14 protein-coding genes and 1 pseudogene are annotated in these 15,260 nt (G+C 62.6%); 8 read left to right on the top strand and 7 right to left on the bottom strand.

Annotated elements, in window-relative coordinates; translation table 11 throughout:
- Positions 1 to 230: pseudogene (locus DK391_RS44725) on the bottom strand (hypothetical protein); the annotation flags it as partial.
- Between DK391_RS44725 and DK391_RS41665 the strand changes: the two are divergent.
- The 7 genes from DK391_RS41665 (at position 229) to DK391_RS41635 (ending at position 9,024) form a co-directional block, all read left to right on the top strand.
- Positions 229 to 1,872 carry an ABC transporter substrate-binding protein gene (locus tag DK391_RS41665; protein WP_109483845.1) on the top strand — a complete coding sequence of 548 codons (1,644 nt, stop codon included), beginning with the start codon at positions 229 to 231 and terminating at the stop codon, positions 1,870 to 1,872. The pseudogene DK391_RS44725 and the gene DK391_RS41665 sit on opposite strands and share 2 nt — an antisense overlap.
- 197 nt (positions 1,873 to 2,069) lie before the next feature.
- Positions 2,070 to 3,701 carry an ABC transporter substrate-binding protein gene (locus DK391_RS41660; RefSeq protein WP_109483844.1) on the top strand — a complete coding sequence of 544 codons (1,632 nt, stop codon included), beginning with the start codon at positions 2,070 to 2,072 and terminating at the stop codon, positions 3,699 to 3,701.
- Positions 3,702 to 3,856: 155 nt separating this feature from the next.
- On the top strand, positions 3,857 to 4,870 hold the full coding sequence (locus tag DK391_RS41655) for an ABC transporter permease subunit (protein WP_109483843.1): 1,014 nt from the start codon (positions 3,857 to 3,859) through the stop codon (positions 4,868 to 4,870).
- A gap of 10 nt (positions 4,871 to 4,880) precedes the next feature.
- A complete protein-coding gene (locus tag DK391_RS41650; RefSeq protein ID WP_109483842.1) occupies positions 4,881 to 5,798 on the top strand; it encodes an ABC transporter permease subunit in 918 nt (305 codons plus the stop codon).
- 1 nt (position 5,799) lies between these two features.
- On the top strand, positions 5,800 to 6,804 hold the full coding sequence (locus DK391_RS41645; RefSeq protein WP_109483841.1) for an ABC transporter ATP-binding protein: 1,005 nt from the start codon (positions 5,800 to 5,802) through the stop codon (positions 6,802 to 6,804).
- Entirely contained in the window at positions 6,801 to 7,829 is a 1,029-nt protein-coding gene (locus DK391_RS41640; RefSeq protein ID WP_109483840.1) for a peptide ABC transporter ATP-binding protein, read from the top strand. Before DK391_RS41645 ends, DK391_RS41640 begins: the two co-directional genes overlap by 4 nt.
- Positions 7,830 to 7,833: 4 nt before the next feature.
- Positions 7,834 to 9,024 (top strand): TraB/GumN family protein, encoded by a 1,191-nt coding sequence (locus tag DK391_RS41635; RefSeq protein WP_239483105.1) that lies wholly within the window; start codon positions 7,834 to 7,836, stop codon positions 9,022 to 9,024.
- A gap of 22 nt (positions 9,025 to 9,046) precedes the next feature.
- Here the strand turns inward: DK391_RS41635 and DK391_RS41630 are convergent, their stop codons facing one another.
- The 6 genes from DK391_RS41630 to pxpB form a co-directional block, all read right to left on the bottom strand.
- Positions 9,047 to 9,751 carry a tetratricopeptide repeat protein gene (locus DK391_RS41630; RefSeq protein ID WP_109483839.1) on the bottom strand — a complete coding sequence of 235 codons (705 nt, stop codon included), beginning with the start codon at positions 9,749 to 9,751 and terminating at the stop codon, positions 9,047 to 9,049.
- Positions 9,752 to 9,984: 233 nt separating this feature from the next.
- The gene (locus tag DK391_RS41625; RefSeq protein ID WP_109483838.1) at positions 9,985 to 10,941 is read right to left on the bottom strand and encodes a DUF979 domain-containing protein; all 957 of its coding nucleotides are present in this window, start codon (positions 10,939 to 10,941) and stop codon (positions 9,985 to 9,987) included.
- Entirely contained in the window at positions 10,938 to 11,699 is a 762-nt protein-coding gene (locus tag DK391_RS41620) for a DUF969 domain-containing protein (RefSeq protein WP_109483837.1), read from the bottom strand. The genes DK391_RS41625 and DK391_RS41620 overlap by 4 nt, the downstream gene beginning before the upstream one ends.
- A gap of 313 nt (positions 11,700 to 12,012) precedes the next feature.
- Positions 12,013 to 12,765 (bottom strand): 5-oxoprolinase subunit PxpA, encoded by a 753-nt coding sequence (gene pxpA, locus DK391_RS41615; protein WP_109483836.1) that lies wholly within the window; start codon positions 12,763 to 12,765, stop codon positions 12,013 to 12,015.
- A gap of 17 nt (positions 12,766 to 12,782) precedes the next feature.
- The gene (locus DK391_RS41610) at positions 12,783 to 13,835 is read right to left on the bottom strand and encodes a biotin-dependent carboxyltransferase family protein (RefSeq protein WP_109483835.1); all 1,053 of its coding nucleotides are present in this window, start codon (positions 13,833 to 13,835) and stop codon (positions 12,783 to 12,785) included.
- Positions 13,832 to 14,485, bottom strand: a complete 654-nt coding sequence (gene pxpB / locus DK391_RS41605; RefSeq protein ID WP_109483834.1) for a 5-oxoprolinase subunit PxpB — start codon at positions 14,483 to 14,485, stop codon at positions 13,832 to 13,834. The genes DK391_RS41610 and pxpB overlap by 4 nt, the downstream gene beginning before the upstream one ends.
- A 191-nt stretch (positions 14,486 to 14,676) precedes the next feature.
- Between pxpB and DK391_RS41600 the strand changes: the two genes are divergently transcribed.
- Positions 14,677 to 15,189: a winged helix DNA-binding protein gene (locus DK391_RS41600; protein ID WP_109483833.1), complete on the top strand. Its 513-nt coding sequence runs from the start codon at positions 14,677 to 14,679 to the stop codon at positions 15,187 to 15,189.
- Positions 15,190 to 15,260: the final 71 nt, after the last annotated feature.

The following is a 15,260-nucleotide window of genomic DNA, read 5'->3' as shown; positions in this document are numbered from 1 at the left end:
ACCACTAACAAACCGCGGATGCCAGCGCAAAGCCAAACCGCGGATGCCAGCGCAAGCAAAAACCAAAAACCAAAAACCAAAAACCAAAAACCAAAAACCAAAAACCAAAAACCAAAAACCAAAAACCAAAACCAAACGCTGAAAGCGGAGTGAAAACCCATATTGAATCCGATTATTGGCTGACTATGATCGAAAGGCACTCTTCCCAACTGCCTTGCGGAGACCAGCATGCCGATATCATCGACGCTGTCTGCAGTTCGAAAGTCTTGCCTCTCGGTTATTTCAACCGTCGCCATAATCGCGGCCTGCGCAGCACCTAACCTGAGCGCAGCCGCGACGCTGCCGGACAAAACCGTCGTGTTCTGCTCGGAAGGAAGCCCGGCGGGCTTCGACACCGCGCAATACACGACCAGTGTCGAATTCAGCGCCGGCTCGTACACCGTCTACAACCGTCTGGTCGAATTCGGCCACGGCAGCACCGACATCGAACCCGGTCTCGCCGAAAAATGGGAAGTCTCCAGCGACGGCCTGCAATACACGTTTCACCTGCGCAAAGGCGTGAAATTCCAGACGACGTCGTACTTCAAGCCGACGCGCGATTTCAACGCCGACGACGTCGTGTTCACCTACACGCGCATGCTCGACCCCGAACAGCCGTTCCGCAAGGCGTACAACGTGCCGTTCCCGTACTTCACCGATCTCGGCCTCGCGAAGAACATCACCAAGGTCGAAGCAGTCGATCCGTACACGGTGCGTTTCACGCTCAAGGAAGTCGACGCGCCGTTCCTGCAGCAGATCGCGATGCCGTTCGCATCGATCCTATCGGCCGAATATGCGGACCAGTTGCTGAAAGCAGGCAAGGCGTCCGATATCAATCTGTTTCCGGTCGGCACGGGACCCTTCATCTTCCGCAGCTACACGAAAGACGAGTCGATCCGCTTCGACGGCAACCCGAATTACTGGAAGCCAGGCGTCGTGCGGGCCGGCAAGCTGATCTTCGCGATCACCGTCGATCCGTCCGTGCGCCTGCAGAAACTCAAAGCCAACGAATGCCAGGTGATGAGCTATCCGAAGCCCGCCGATATTCCGCAGATCCAGGCCGATACGTCGCTCGCACTGCCGCATTCGGTGGGCTTCAATCTGGGCTTCATCGCGTACAACACGACGAAAAAACCGCTCGACAACGTGCTGGTGCGCCGCGCGCTCGACATGGCCGTCAACAAGAAGGCGATCATCGAATCCGTCTATCAGGGCGCGGGCCAGGCGGCGACCAATCCGATGCCGCCGACGCAATGGGGCTACGACAAGAGCCTGAAAGATGCGCCTTACGACATCGACAAGGCCAAGGATCTGCTCAAACAGGCAGGCTATCCGGACGGCTTCGACCTGACGCTGTGGGCGATGCCCGTTTCCCGCCCGTATAACCCGAACGCGCGCCTGATGGCCGAAATGCTGCAGGCCGACTGGGCGAAGATCGGCGTGAAGACGAAAATCGTCACCTTCGAATGGGGTGAATATATTCGCCGCGCCCATAGCGGCGAGCATGAAGCGATGCTGATCGGCTGGACGGGCGACTACGGCGACCCGGACAACTGGCTCGGCGTGCTGCTGGGCTGCGATGCCGTCAACGGCAGCAATTTCTCCAAATGGTGCTACAAGCCGTTCGACGATCTGATCAAGGCGGCGCGCAGCACGACTGACATGTCAGTGCGCACCAAGGACTACATGGAAGCCCAGAAAATCTTCAAGGATCAGGTACCTTTCACGCCGATTGCACACTCGACTGTGTACCAACCCATTGCGAAGTCGATCACCGGCTTCAAAATCGACCCATTCGGCCCGACCCAGTTCTGGAACGTCGGCTTGAAGTGAGCAATTTTCGGCATCTGCGCCTAAATTCGCTCTAGTTCAAAAGCGCTGCCGCGTCCCGTGCGGTAGCGCTTCCAGCGCCTCGTTCAGCGCCTGTTTCCGATCGTCAACAAAGTTAATTTCCTCCAATTGCGGCCCCTGGCAAAGCTGAGTAATATCGCGCAACGCTGGTTTTTGCCGGCGCTGATCCTGGAGGAAACATGAAGCAAAACAAACTGTTGCGCGCGGCACGGCTCACGATGCTGGCCGCGACGGCAGCGGCATCGATGGCGGGGACTCAACTGGCGAACGCCGCCGATATCCCGAACAAAACCCTCGTGTACTGCTCGGAAGGCAGTCCGGCGGGCTTTGATCCGGCGCAATACACCACGGGCGTGGATTTCACGGCCAATACGTTCACGGTTTATAACCGCCTCGTCGAATTCGAGCGCGGCGGCACGAAGGTCGAGCCGGGCCTCGCAGAGAAGTGGGAAGTCTCGCCGGACGGCAAGACGTACACGTTCCATCTGCGCCACGGCGTCAAATTCCACACCACGTCATGGTTCAAGCCGACCCGCGAATTCAACGCGGACGACGTCGTGTTCACGTTCCAGCGCATGCTGGATACGAATCAGCCGTTCCGTAAGGCATACCCGGTGCAGTTCCCGTACTTCACCGACATGGGCCTCGACAAGCTGATCGACAAGGTCGAAAAGGTCGACCCGTACACCGTCAAGTTCACGCTGAAGGAAGTCAACGCGCCGTTCATCCAGAACCTGGCGATGGAATACGCGTCGATCCTGTCGGCTGAATATGCAGATTCGCTGCTGAAGTCGGGCAATGCCGCCGACATCAACCAGAAGCCGGTCGGCACGGGCCCGTTCATCTTCCGTAGCTACACGAAGGATGCAACGATCCGCTTCGACGGCAATCCGGACTACTGGAAGCCGAACACGGTGAAGATCTCGAAGCTGATCTTCTCGATCACGCCGGATGCCGGCGTGCGCGTGCAGAAGCTCAAGGCTGGCGAATGCCATGTGATGAGCTATCCGCGTCCTGCCGACATCGCGCCGCTGAAGGCCGATTCGAGCATCGACATGCCGTCGCAACCGGGCTTCAACCTCGGCTATCTGTCGTACAACGTGACGCACAAGCCGGTCGACAAGCTCGAAGTGCGTCAGGCACTCGACATGGCGATCAACAAGAAGGCGATCATCGACTCGGTTTATCAAGGCGCAGGCCAGGCCGCGACGAACCCGATGCCGCCTACTCAGTGGTCGTACGACAAGAGCCTGAAGATGCCGGCTTACGATCCGGAAAAGGCCAAGGCGCTGCTCGCCAAGGCTGGCTTCCCGAACGGTTTCGACATCACGCTGTGGGCCATGCCGGTTCAGCGCGCATACAACCCGAACGGCAAGCTGATGGCCGAAATGATCCAGGCCGACTGGGCCAAGATCGGCGTGAAGGCGAAGATCGTCACGTACGAATGGGGTGAGTACATCAAGCGCGCTCACGCAGGCGAAGACGACACGATGCTGATCGGCTGGACAGGCGACAACGGCGACCCGGACAACTGGCTCGGCACGCTGCTCGGTTGCGACGCGGTGAACGGCAACAACTTCGGCAAGTGGTGCTACAAGCCGTTCGACGAACTCGTGCAGAAGGGCCGCGAGACGACGAATCAGGCTGACCGCACCAAGGCGTATGTGCAGGCGCAGCAGATCTTCGCGCAGCAACTGCCGTTCTCGCCGATCGCCCACTCGACTGTGTATCAGCCGGTGAGCAAGAAGGTCGTCGATATGCGCATCGAGCCGCTCGGCTACGCGCGCTTCGACGGCGTGAGCATGAAGTAAATCTCGCGATTGCGGTGGGCTTCGTTGCCCGCTGCATCACATACGCAGTACGCTTTTCGTTCGGTTAGAAGACTGGTCGAAATGGTCCGGCGACCGGGGTCACGAGCCCTCGTCGCCGGTTGCGTTTTTTCTCATCAAGACCTAAGGGACGAACCATGTTCCGATTCGTTTTGCGCCGCATCGGGATGGTCATACCGACTTTCATCGGTATCACGATCCTCGCGTTCGCGCTGATTCACCTGATTCCGGGCGACCCCATCGAAGTGATGATGGGCGAGCGCGGCGTCGATCCCGCCATGCATGCAGCCGCGATGCATCGCCTCGGACTCGACGAACCGCTGCCCATCCAGTACCTCCACTACGTCGGCCACGCGCTGCAGGGGAACCTCGGCACGTCGATCATCACCAATACCAGCGTGATGAGCGAATTCCTGGCCCGTTTCCCCGCTACCGTCGAACTGTCGATCTGCGCAATGCTGTTTGCGTTGAGCGTCGGCCTGCCTGCCGGTGTGTTCGCTGCACTGCGGCGCGGCACGATGGTCGATCACGGCGTGATGGGCACGGCACTGACCGGCTACTCGATGCCGATCTTCTGGTGGGGCTTGATCCTCATCATGTTCTTCTCGGCGAAGCTCGGCTGGACGCCTGTCTCGGGCCGGATTGCCGTCGAATACGACATTCCGCACGTGACCGGCTTCCTGCTGATCGACTCGCTGCTGCCCGGCACGGACGAAGGCTCGTTCCGCTCGGCGCTGTCGCATCTGATCCTGCCGTCGATCGTGCTCGGCACGATTCCCCTCGCGGTGGTCGCACGGATGACGCGTTCGTCGATGCTCGAAGTGCTGCGCGAAGACTACATCCGTACCGCGCGCGCGAAGGGTTTGTCGCCGGGACGCGTGATCGTCGTGCATGCATTGCGTAATGCATTGATTCCCGTCGTCACGGTGATCGGTTTGCAGGTCGGCACGCTGCTCGCGGGCGCGGTGCTGACGGAGACCTTGTTCTCGTGGCCGGGCATCGGCAAATGGCTGATCGACGCGATCGGCCGGCGCGACTATCCCGTCGTGCAGGGCGGTATCCTGATGATCGCGACACTCGTGATTGTCGTGAACCTCGTCGTTGATCTGTTGTACGGCGTGTTGAATCCGCGCATTCGCCATACGAGATGAGGTAAATACCGTGGCAGACATTCAAAATACAGTCCCCCAGGCAGTCACCCCCCCGCGCGGCCGCGTTCTCGCCGCCCGTGAATTCTGGTCCAACTTCTCGCGCAACCGTGGCGCAGTCGGCGCGGGCATCATCGTGCTGATCCTGATCTTCGTCGCGATCTTCGCGCCGCTGATCGCGCCGCACAGCCCGATCGAGCAATACCGCGATTTCGTGAAGGTCCCGCCCGCGTGGCTCGACGGTGGCAGCTGGAAATTCGTGCTCGGCACCGACGAAGCGGGCCGCGACATCCTCTCGCGTCTGATGTATGGCGCGCGTCTGTCGTTCTGGATCGGCTTTGTGTCGGTGATTCTCGCGTTGATCCCCGGCATCGTGCTCGGCCTGATCGCCGCGTTCTTCGAGAAATGGGCCGACACGCCGATCATGCGCATCATGGACGTGCTGCTCGCGCTGCCGTCGCTGCTGCTCGCCGTGGCCGTCGTGGCGATCATCGGTCCGGGTCTCGTCAACACGATGCTGGCTATCGCGATTGTCGCGTTGCCGGGCTATGTGCGTCTGACGCGCGCATCGGCGCTCGGCGAGTTGCACAAGGAATACGTGATGGCTTCGCGCGTCGCGGGCGCCAGCACGTTCCGCCTGATGTTCTCGCAAGTGCTGCCGAACTGCACCGCGCCGCTGATCGTGCAGGCCACGCTGGGCTTTTCGTCGGCGATTCTCGATGCCGCCGCGCTCGGCTTCCTCGGCCTCGGCGTGCAACCGCCGTCGGCGGAGTGGGGCGCAATGCTCGCGTCGGCACGCGACTACATCGACAGCGCATGGTGGATCGTCACCATGCCCGGTCTCGCCATCCTGATCTCGGTGCTCACGATCAACCTGCTCGGCGACGGGCTGCGCGACGCACTCGACCCGAAACTCAAAAGGTTGGCCTGACATGAGCAACGGTAACCTGCTAACAATCCGCAATCTGGCGGTGAACTTCAGCGGCCTGCCCGCTGTCGATCGAATCAATCTGAACGTGGCGCCGGGCGAAGTGGTCGGCGTCGTCGGTGAATCGGGCTCGGGCAAGAGCGTGACGATGATGGCGCTGATGGGCCTGATCGACGCACCGGGTAAGGTCACCGCCGACGAAGTCACCTTCGACGGCAAAGACCTGCTGAACGCGTCGCCCAAGCAACGCCGCAAGATCATCGGCAAGGACGTGGCGATGGTGTTCCAGGACGCGCTGACGAGCCTGAACCCGAGCTACACCGTCGGCTATCAGATCAAGGAAGTGCTGAAGCTGCACGAAGGTCTGAAGGGCGATGCGCTCAACAAACGCGCGCTCGAACTGCTCGATCAGGTCGGCATCCCTGACGCGAAGAACCGCATCAACACGTTCCCGCATCAGATGTCGGGCGGCATGAACCAGCGCGTGATGATCGCGATGGCCGTGGCCTGCAACCCGAAGCTGCTGATCGCCGACGAGCCGACCACCGCGCTCGACGTGACCATTCAGGCGCAGATCATGCAACTGCTGGTGCAGTTGCAGAAGGATCGCGGCATGGCGCTCGTGCTGATTTCGCACGATCTGGCGGTCGTCTCGGAAGTCGCGCAGCGCGTGGCCGTGATGTACGCCGGCGAAGTGATCGAAACGAACCGCGTGCCGGATATCTTCAGCGCGCCGCATCATCCGTACACGGAAGCGCTGCTGGCGGCGATTCCCGAGCACAACGTCGGCGCGGTGCGTCTGTCGGCGTTGCCGGGCATGGTGCCGGGGCGTGACGATCGTCCGAAGGGCTGTCTGTTCGCGCCGCGCTGCAAGTATGTCGTCGACGATTGCAACAAGGCACGGCCGGCGCTGTCGCCGCTGCCCGATCACGACGCCGCAGCCCAGGTTCGCTGCATCAAGCCGCTGAACCTGGTTCGCGATGCCATTCAACACGGAGGCGCACGATGAATGCAGTACCCGAAACGCGCCGCCCGGAAGGTGGCAAAGCGGCAGGCGATCACGTACTGGTTGCCGACAACCTCGCGCGCCACTATGACGTGAAGCGCGGCATGTTCGGCCACGGCACCGTCAAGGCGCTCAACGGCGTGTCGTTCAAGCTCGAACGCGGCAAGACGCTCGCGGTGGTCGGCGAATCCGGCTGCGGCAAATCGACGCTCGCGCGTCAGCTGACGATGATCGAAGCGCCGTCCGGCGGCCGTCTCTTGATCGACGGTGAAGATGTTGCTGGCGCGAGCCACGAGAAGATCGCGCAGTTGCGCCGCCGCGTGCAGATGGTGTTCCAGAACCCGTTCGCGTCGCTCAATCCGCGCAAGACCGTCGAGCAGACTCTGGGTGAACCGCTCGCGATCAACACACAACTGAGCGCCAGCGAACGCGGCGAACGCATCGCCCATATGATGCGCACCGTCGGCCTGCGGCCCGAGCATGCGAAGCGTTATCCGCATATGTTCTCGGGCGGTCAGCGCCAGCGTGTGGCGATTGCGCGCGCGATGATTCTCGATCCGCAGATCGTCGTCGCCGATGAACCCGTCTCCGCGCTCGACGTGTCGATCCAGGCGCAGATCCTGAACCTCTTCATGGATCTGCAGGATCAGTTCAAGACGAGTTATGTGTTCATTTCGCATAACCTGTCGGTGGTCGAGCACATCGCGGATGACGTGATGGTGATGTACTTCGGCGGCGTTGCCGAACTCGGCGACAAGAAGCGCATCTTCAGCAAGCCGCGTCATCCGTACACGCGCGCGCTGATGTCGGCGACACCGTCGATCTTCGAAGCGGATCGCCGCATCCAGATCAAGCTGCAAGGTGAAATGCCGTCGCCGCTCAATCCGCCGTCGGGCTGTACGTTCCACCAGCGTTGCCCGTATGCTATCGAGCGTTGCCGCAAAGAAGAGCCAAAGCTGCGTGAAGTGGATGGTCGCCAGGTCTCGTGTCACCGCGCCGAGGAGGTGGGAGACGACACGAATACATGATGGGATGGCGGTGCGTGATGTCACGCACCGCCATGCGCGTCGTTTGCATGTTCAGCATGCGAGCGGCGCGCGCATTGCTTTTCCGTATCGGCGGGTTGCTCGCGTGCTGGTGGGCGCACTGCTCGTCGTGGCGGCGCAATGCCCTTTGTCGACGTCTCATCCGTTTGCTGTGATCGCCCCGGCCCATGCCGCGGGCGCTTCCGCGAATACGCCTGTGCAGGCTGCGCAGGCCAATCAGGTCGGCCGCCCGGCCGTGCCCGTGCCGCACACGCCGTCGCAACCGCGCGCGACGCTGCCCGGTTTCAATCCACCGCCTTCCTATGCAAGCGGCACGACCGCAAGCGGCCCCGTGCGCACGCAACCGGCGCGCATGCCTTTCTACGTCGCGACACGCGGCAGAACCACGATTTATCTGCTCGGCACGCTGCATGTCGGCGATCCGAACGACTATCCGCCGACACATCCTTTCCGTGCACCGATTCTCGGCGCGCTGGCTGCATCGCCGACGCTCGCGCTCGAACTGTCGCCCGACGATCTGCTCGTCTCGCAGGACGATGTGTCGAAGTACGGCGTGTGTTCGTACGAGTGTCTGCCGAAGCTGCTGCCGGAACCGTTGTGGCACAAGCTGTCGATGCGTCTGCGCGGCAATCCCGCCGCGCTCGATGAAATCCGCAAGATGCGGCCGTGGCTCGCGTCGCTGCTGGTCGAAACCTACGATTCGCTGAGCGCCGGCCTGCAAACGGAATACGGCACGGAAGCGCAGTTGCAGAACGTGTATTTGCGGCAGAAGGGGAAGATTGTCGGGCTGGAGACGCTCGGCGAGCAGATGCGCGCGTTCACGGGGCTGACGCTTGCCCAGCAGCGCGAAATGCTCGCGCAGGACCTGGTGCAGACGCCTGCAGAGAATGTCGCCGATGTGCACACCTTGCACCGGCTTTGGCGTGTCGGCGATGCCGACGCGATTGCCGCGTGGGAAGCGGCGAAATCGGAGAAGCTGGCGCGCGACCCGCGCATCTCCGCGCAGGTCGACAACAAGATCGTGTTCGACCGGAACCGGCGCTTCGTCAGCCGGATGCTGCAGATCGCGGCACCGAACAAGCCGGTGTTCGTCGCGATTGGCGCGCTGCATCTGGGCGGCCGCAAGGGCGTGCTGCAGTTGCTGCGGCAGCGCGGTTTCGTGGTCGATCCTTACTGAGGCACGCGCCCTCGCGCTGTGCTTACGCGCGTGCGCCGATAGCGCCGAACGCACCGTTGGCGACGCGCCGGCGATCCGTTTGCGATGCGAGTTGCAGCGCGATTTCCAGGCCTTCGAGCGAGAGTGCTTCCGCGCGGTCCGTTTTCAGGCAGACGTTGGCCGTGCGCGCATTCAGCGAGAGCAACGCGCGATAGTGCTCGTCGGCATCGTCGAAACGCATCAGACGGTCGAGCGCCGAGCCGAGATTGAGATGCACGTCAGCGAGCGTCGAGTCGATTTTCAGCGCTTCGCGATAGTGATACACCGCTTCGCCGAGCTTGCCGTCCGCTTCGAGCGCGACGGCGATGTTGTTGTGCGCATCCGGCGAGCGCGGATCGAGCGACAGCGCGACACGATAGCAACGCAGCGCGAGCGCACGCTCACCGAGCGCATCGGCGATAAAGCCGCGGTCGTTCCAGCACTCGGCGTTGTCCGGTTCGAGTTCGAGCGAGAGATCGATGTATTCGAGCGCTTGCGCATGCTGGCCGCGCTGGTGCAGCAGGACGCCGTAGTAATGCAGCAGGTTGGGATGATCGGGGCAGATATCGAGCGCTTCGCGGTACAGCGATTCGGCTTCGGTGAAACGGCATGCACGGTGCGCTTCGAGCGCGAATGCAAGCGTGACGGGGAAAAGGTGCGGGAAAAGTTGATCGGCGGAGGAAGTTGAAGCGGCGGACGGCGATGGCATGGCGGTGCTCTCCAGACTCTCGAAAGAGCCGGCGCACACGCTTTTGGGGCGCCGGACTGTGAACGATGGAACCATCACAGGTTAGGTCCGGGGCCATGGCCGAACTATCAGACGCATCCTAAAAAGGACGGTACGCCTTTTGATACATGGCAAACGGGCGGATCGCCCATCCTGGAAATAGGATTTGGCGAGCCGCCCGTGGTCTTGATCGATGCAAATTCAGCGCACGCGCGTCACAGGAACATCAGGAAGTTGAGCAGGAAGATGTTCACGACCAGCAGCGTCAGGGCCGTCGGAACCTGCACCTTGATCACCGCGTTCTTGTCCGGCAGTTCGAGCAATGCAGCGGGCACCATGTTGAAGTTCGCGGCCATCGGCGTCATCAGCGTGCCGCAGTAGCCGGAGAACATGCCGATCGCCACCATCACGGCCGGGTTGCCGTGGAACGCGTTCACGAGGATCGGCACGCCGACGCCGCCCGTCATCACCGGGAAAGCGGCGAAGCCGTTGCCCATCACCATCGTGAACAGCGCCATGCCGATGCAGTAGACGGCAACCGCGATCAGCCGGTAATCCAGGCTGATGTAAGCCGTCGTCACGTGCGCGACCGCCTTGCCGACGCCCGCGTCCGAGAACACCAGGCCGAGCATGCCGAGCATCTGCGGCAGCACGGCGGCCCACGACAGCGCATCGACCAGACGGCGCGCTTCCTTCATCGACTGGCCGACGGTGTCGCGCGTCATCACGCAGGCGAACGCCAGCGCGATCACGCAGCCGATGCCGAAGCCGATCAGCGTCACGTTCTTCTGCTCGACCAGCGGCGTGCCGCCGAACACGAGGTGGCTTGCCGACAGCGTGATGATCACCGTGACGACGGGAATCGTCAGCGCGGGCACGAACAGCTTGTTGCCGAGGCGCACGGCGCTCGCCTTACGCGCTTCTTCCGAGAGTACCTTCGGCTTGCCTGCCGTCACGCCGCCGAAGCCGGCGATCAGCGCCATCGCGATGACCAGCACGCCGACCAGTTCGACAGGCAATTTGTCGCCGATCAGGAAGATCAGCGCGTAGATGATCCAGAAGCCGCCTGCCGTGAGGCGGCGCGGATGGTCCTTATCGGTGACGATCATGCCGCCGATCACCAGCAGCACGATGCCGAGCAGCCAGAACAGATAGTTGATGGTGAGTGTCATGCTTCGTCCCCGGTCGTGCGCGTCGCGGTGGTGTTGAGATTGACCTTCGCAGTCGCCTGCGCCGTCGCATTGCCGCGCAGTTCGCGTTCGAGCTTGCGATCGAGCAGCCAGAGCCGGAAGCCGTGAACCAGGAACGCGCAGATCGCCGTCGGAATGCCCCACACGGCAACGTGGATCGGCTCGACGGTGATGCCCGCTTCCTTCAGGAACGTGACCATCAGCACGATCGCGCCGAACGCGACGAAGATATCCTCGCCGAAGAACAGGCCGACGTTGTCGGTGGCCGCCGAGTACGCGCGCAGCTTGTAGCGCACGCTATCGGTGAGCTTGCCGAAGCGCGTTTCCGTGGCGCCTTCCGCCATCGGCGCGATCAGCGGGCGCACCATCTGCGGATGACCGCCGAGGCCCGTCAGGCCGACAGCCGCCGTCAGCTCGCGCACGAGCAGATAGACGATCAGCAGACGCCCGGCCGTCGCGGCCTTGATGCTCCCGATCCACGTCTGCGCGCGTTCGCGCAGCCCGTGCCGTTCGAGCAGACCGATCACCGCGAGCGGCAACAGGATAATGAGCGGGATATTGCGGGTCTTGATGAAGCCGCTGCCGATGGCAGCGAGAATCTTGTCGGGCGGGAAGTGCGCGGCGATCGCGGTGATGACGGCGGCCGCGGCCACGATCAGCATCGGATTGAAGCGCAACACAAACCCGACGATGATGACCGCGACGCCAATGAGCGGCCATAGATTGACGGTGGACTGCATGTAGATCTCCAGAGGTGGTCCTGCATTGGGACACCGCTCGTGGCGGCGAACTGTAATGGCGCCGGGCCATGCTTTGCGGCCCGGTTTCCCTACCTGCCGTGCGGCTCTTGGGTGGCTGCATCGGCTGTGCTTCATGTCGTTGTTGCGTGGTGTTGCTGTGGTGCTGTTACGGTTACTGCCGAACTTCTGAGGCTTCAAAAATCCATTGGCAACGGGCGATGTTGCTTTTTCGCCCGATGCCTGGAAAATGCCCCGCGAAAAGCGGGGCATGCGTTGCTGCGAGATTCCCTTGATCCAGCGCCGTGCGCCGAGGTCAGACGCGCGCGGCGCCCGCCGGATGCACGTCGACGCCCGCGTCTTCGAGCGCCTTGCGGATACGTTGCGCGAACGCCAGCGCATGCGGGCCGTCGCCGTGCAGGCAGATGGTTTGTGCATTGAGCGGCACCCATTCGCCCGTCACCGCCTGCACGCGCTGCTCGCGCACCATCTTCAGCGTGCGTTCGAGCACTTCGTCTTCGTCTTCGAGCAGCGCGCCCGGCTCCTTGCGCGGCACCAGCGACCCGTCCGCGCGATAACCGCGATCGGCGAATACTTCTTCGATCGCGACGAGTCCCGCGTTGCGCGCGGCCGTCACCAGCCCGCTGTTGGCGAGCGCGAACACGGCCACCGACGGATCGAAGTCATGCACGGCCGAGACGATGGCGTCGGCGATCTTCGGGTCGCGCGCGGCCTGGTTGTAGAGCGCGCCATGCGGCTTGACGTGCGCAATGCGTCCGCCTTCCGCCTGCGCAATCGCCGACAGCGCGCCAAGCTGATACAGCACGCCCGCGTAGATTTCTTCGGCGGGCAAGTCCATTTCCTTGCGGCCGAAGTTTTCCGGGTCGTTGAAGCTCGGATGCGCACCGATCGACACGCCTTTTTCCACCGCCCAGCGCACGCACTCGCGCATCGCGTTCGGGCCGCCCGCATGCCAGCCGCACGCGATGTTCGCCGAGCTGACGAGGTCGAGCAGCGCCTCGTCGGAGCCGCATCCTTCGCCGAGATCGGCGTTCAAGTCGATTTCCATGATGTTCCTCGTTGGTCTTACACCGCTGCGGAGGCGGCGAGCCGCGCGCAGCGTTCTTCATGCATGCCGATTGCGGCATCGATCTGCCGCAGGTACTTGCGTTCTTCGATCTGCGCCTGACGCGCTTCATACGGCGTGGTCGGAATAAAGCGCACGGCGCCGTTCAGGCGGATCTGCGCGAGCTTCCACAGATCCGCGTGGATCACCGCGCCGATCTTCGGATAGCCGCCCGTGGTCTGTGCGTCGCTCATCAGGATGATCGGCTGGCCGTTCGGCGGCACCTGGATCGTGCCCGGCATCACCGCGTGCGACAGCAGATCGGTCTTGTGCGTGCGCTTCAGTTCGCCGCCCGACAGCCGGAAACCCATCCGGTTGCTGTTCGGTGTGACGAGCCATTCGTCGTTCCAGAAGGCCTGCCGGGCGTCTTCCGTGAAGCTGTCGTACTCGGGGCCGGGTAGCACGCGCACAGGCGGCGCCCATGCCACACCCGATGGATGGCGGCCGCGCCGCACCGGTTCGTCGACCAGCACGAACTTGCACCACGCGGGCGCCTTGACGCCGAACTCGGGCGCGTCGGGCGAAAAACCGGAACCCGCGCCCGTGCGTGGCGCGCCGACGGGCAGACGGTCGCCGTCACGCAACGCGCGTCCGCCGAGACCGCCGAAACCGGCCTGCAGATCGGTGCTGCGCGAGCCGAGCATCGGCAGCACGTCGATGCCGCCCGCGATGCACACGTAGCCGCGCATGCCGCGCTTCGCCGCGTTCAGTATCAGTTCCTGGCCCGCCTGCACGGGCAGGCTCCACCACGAATAGACGGGCTTGCCGTCGAGCGTCGCGCCGAATTCGGTGCCCGTGATGGCCACGCGCGTCGGGCGCAGAAAGCGCAGCACGGTCGGGCCGAAGGTGATTTCCAGTCCGGCGGCGTCGGGCCGGTTGCCGACCAGCCGGTTGCCGACTTCGAGCGAGAGCCGGTCGAGCGCGCCGCCCATCGCGACGCCGAGATGCCGGAAGCCGTGCCGGCCGAGATCCTGGATGGTGGTCAACAGACCTGCGCGTATCACGTCGATCATGCGTGCAGCTCCGCGATGGTGAAGCGGACGCGATCGCCCGGTTGCAGGAGCGTCGGCGGGTTGCGCGACGGATCGAACAGTTTGAGCTGCGTGCGTCCGAGCAACTGCCAGCCACCCGGCGACGTCGCGGGATAGATTCCCGTCTGCGCGCCGCCGATGCCGACCGAGCCGGCGGGCACTTCGAGCCGCGGCTCGGCGCGGCGCGGCGTGTGCAGCGCGTCTTCGAGTCCGCCCATGTACGCGAAGCCCGGCTGGAAACCGAGAAAGAACACGATGTACTCACCGCCCGCATGCCGCTCGACCACTTCCTTGACCGACAGTCCGGTGTGATCGGCGACCGCCTTCAGGTCCGGTCCGAACTCGCCGCCATACTGGACGGGGATCTCCACTTCGCGGCCCAGGTCGCGCGCTGCGCCAGGCTTGGCCCACGCGGCTTTGAGCTTTTCGATCAGATCGTCGGGATCGGCTTCTAGCGGATCGAAGATCACGGTCAGGTTATTCATGCCGGGCACCACTTCGAGCACGTGCGGCCAGTCGCGCGCGGCCTGCGCGGCCGACCACACGCGGCGCTGGCAATCCAGCGTGGCGGGCGGCGGCGCTTCGCAGACCAGCGCCGTATCGCCGAGCGGAAAGATGCGGGGATCAGTCATCAATGTCCTGGTTAGGTGGAGAAGCGGCGGATTTGTCTGACGATGCACGCCAACTCCTCGCAACGGAGCTAGCGTACATTCTCAATAAAATATCGACAATTTATCAATAAGCGATGTCCCCAGGCTCGCCGGTGCCGGATGGACGTCGTACACTTCGGACACAACCAACACGCTTCCCTAGAAAAACCATCATGGCGCGCCATCCGACCAAAATCGTTTCATCGGAACATCTTGTCTCTGAATTTAGTGCGGAGTTATCCGAACTCGAGTACGGGCTGATCATGGCGAGCAACGCGTTCAACCGGTGGATGGTCCGCTGCATGGCGGCCGCGGGCGACAAGGACATGACGGCAATCGAGGTATCGCTGCTGCACCATGTGAGCCATCGCGAGCGGCGCAAGAAGATTGCCGATATCTGCTTCGTGCTGAATATCGAGGACACGCACGTCGCGACGTATGCGCTCAAGAAGCTCGTAGCTAGAGGGTATGTAAAAAGCGAAAAGACCGGCAAGGAGGTGTTCTTTTCGGCGACGCAGGCGGGGCGGGATCTGTGTATGAAGTATCGGGAGGTGAGAGAGAACTGTCTGATCGCGACGCTGAAAGAGAGTGGGCTCACTAATGAGCAGATTGGCGACGCCGCGCAGCTGATGCGGAATGCTTCCGGGATTTATGACACTGCTGCGCGGGCGGCGGCTTCTTTGTAGTTGTAGTTGTAGTTGTAGTTGTAGTTGTAGTTGTAGTTGTAGCTGAATCTTATACACATCAGACGTTTCCA

Source organism: Paraburkholderia sp. C35, from assembly GCF_003121405.1.
Lineage (GTDB): Bacteria > Pseudomonadota > Gammaproteobacteria > Burkholderiales > Burkholderiaceae > Paraburkholderia.
Note: the sequence above shows the minus strand (reverse complement) of the source record. Positions and strands in the feature narration are given on the sequence as shown.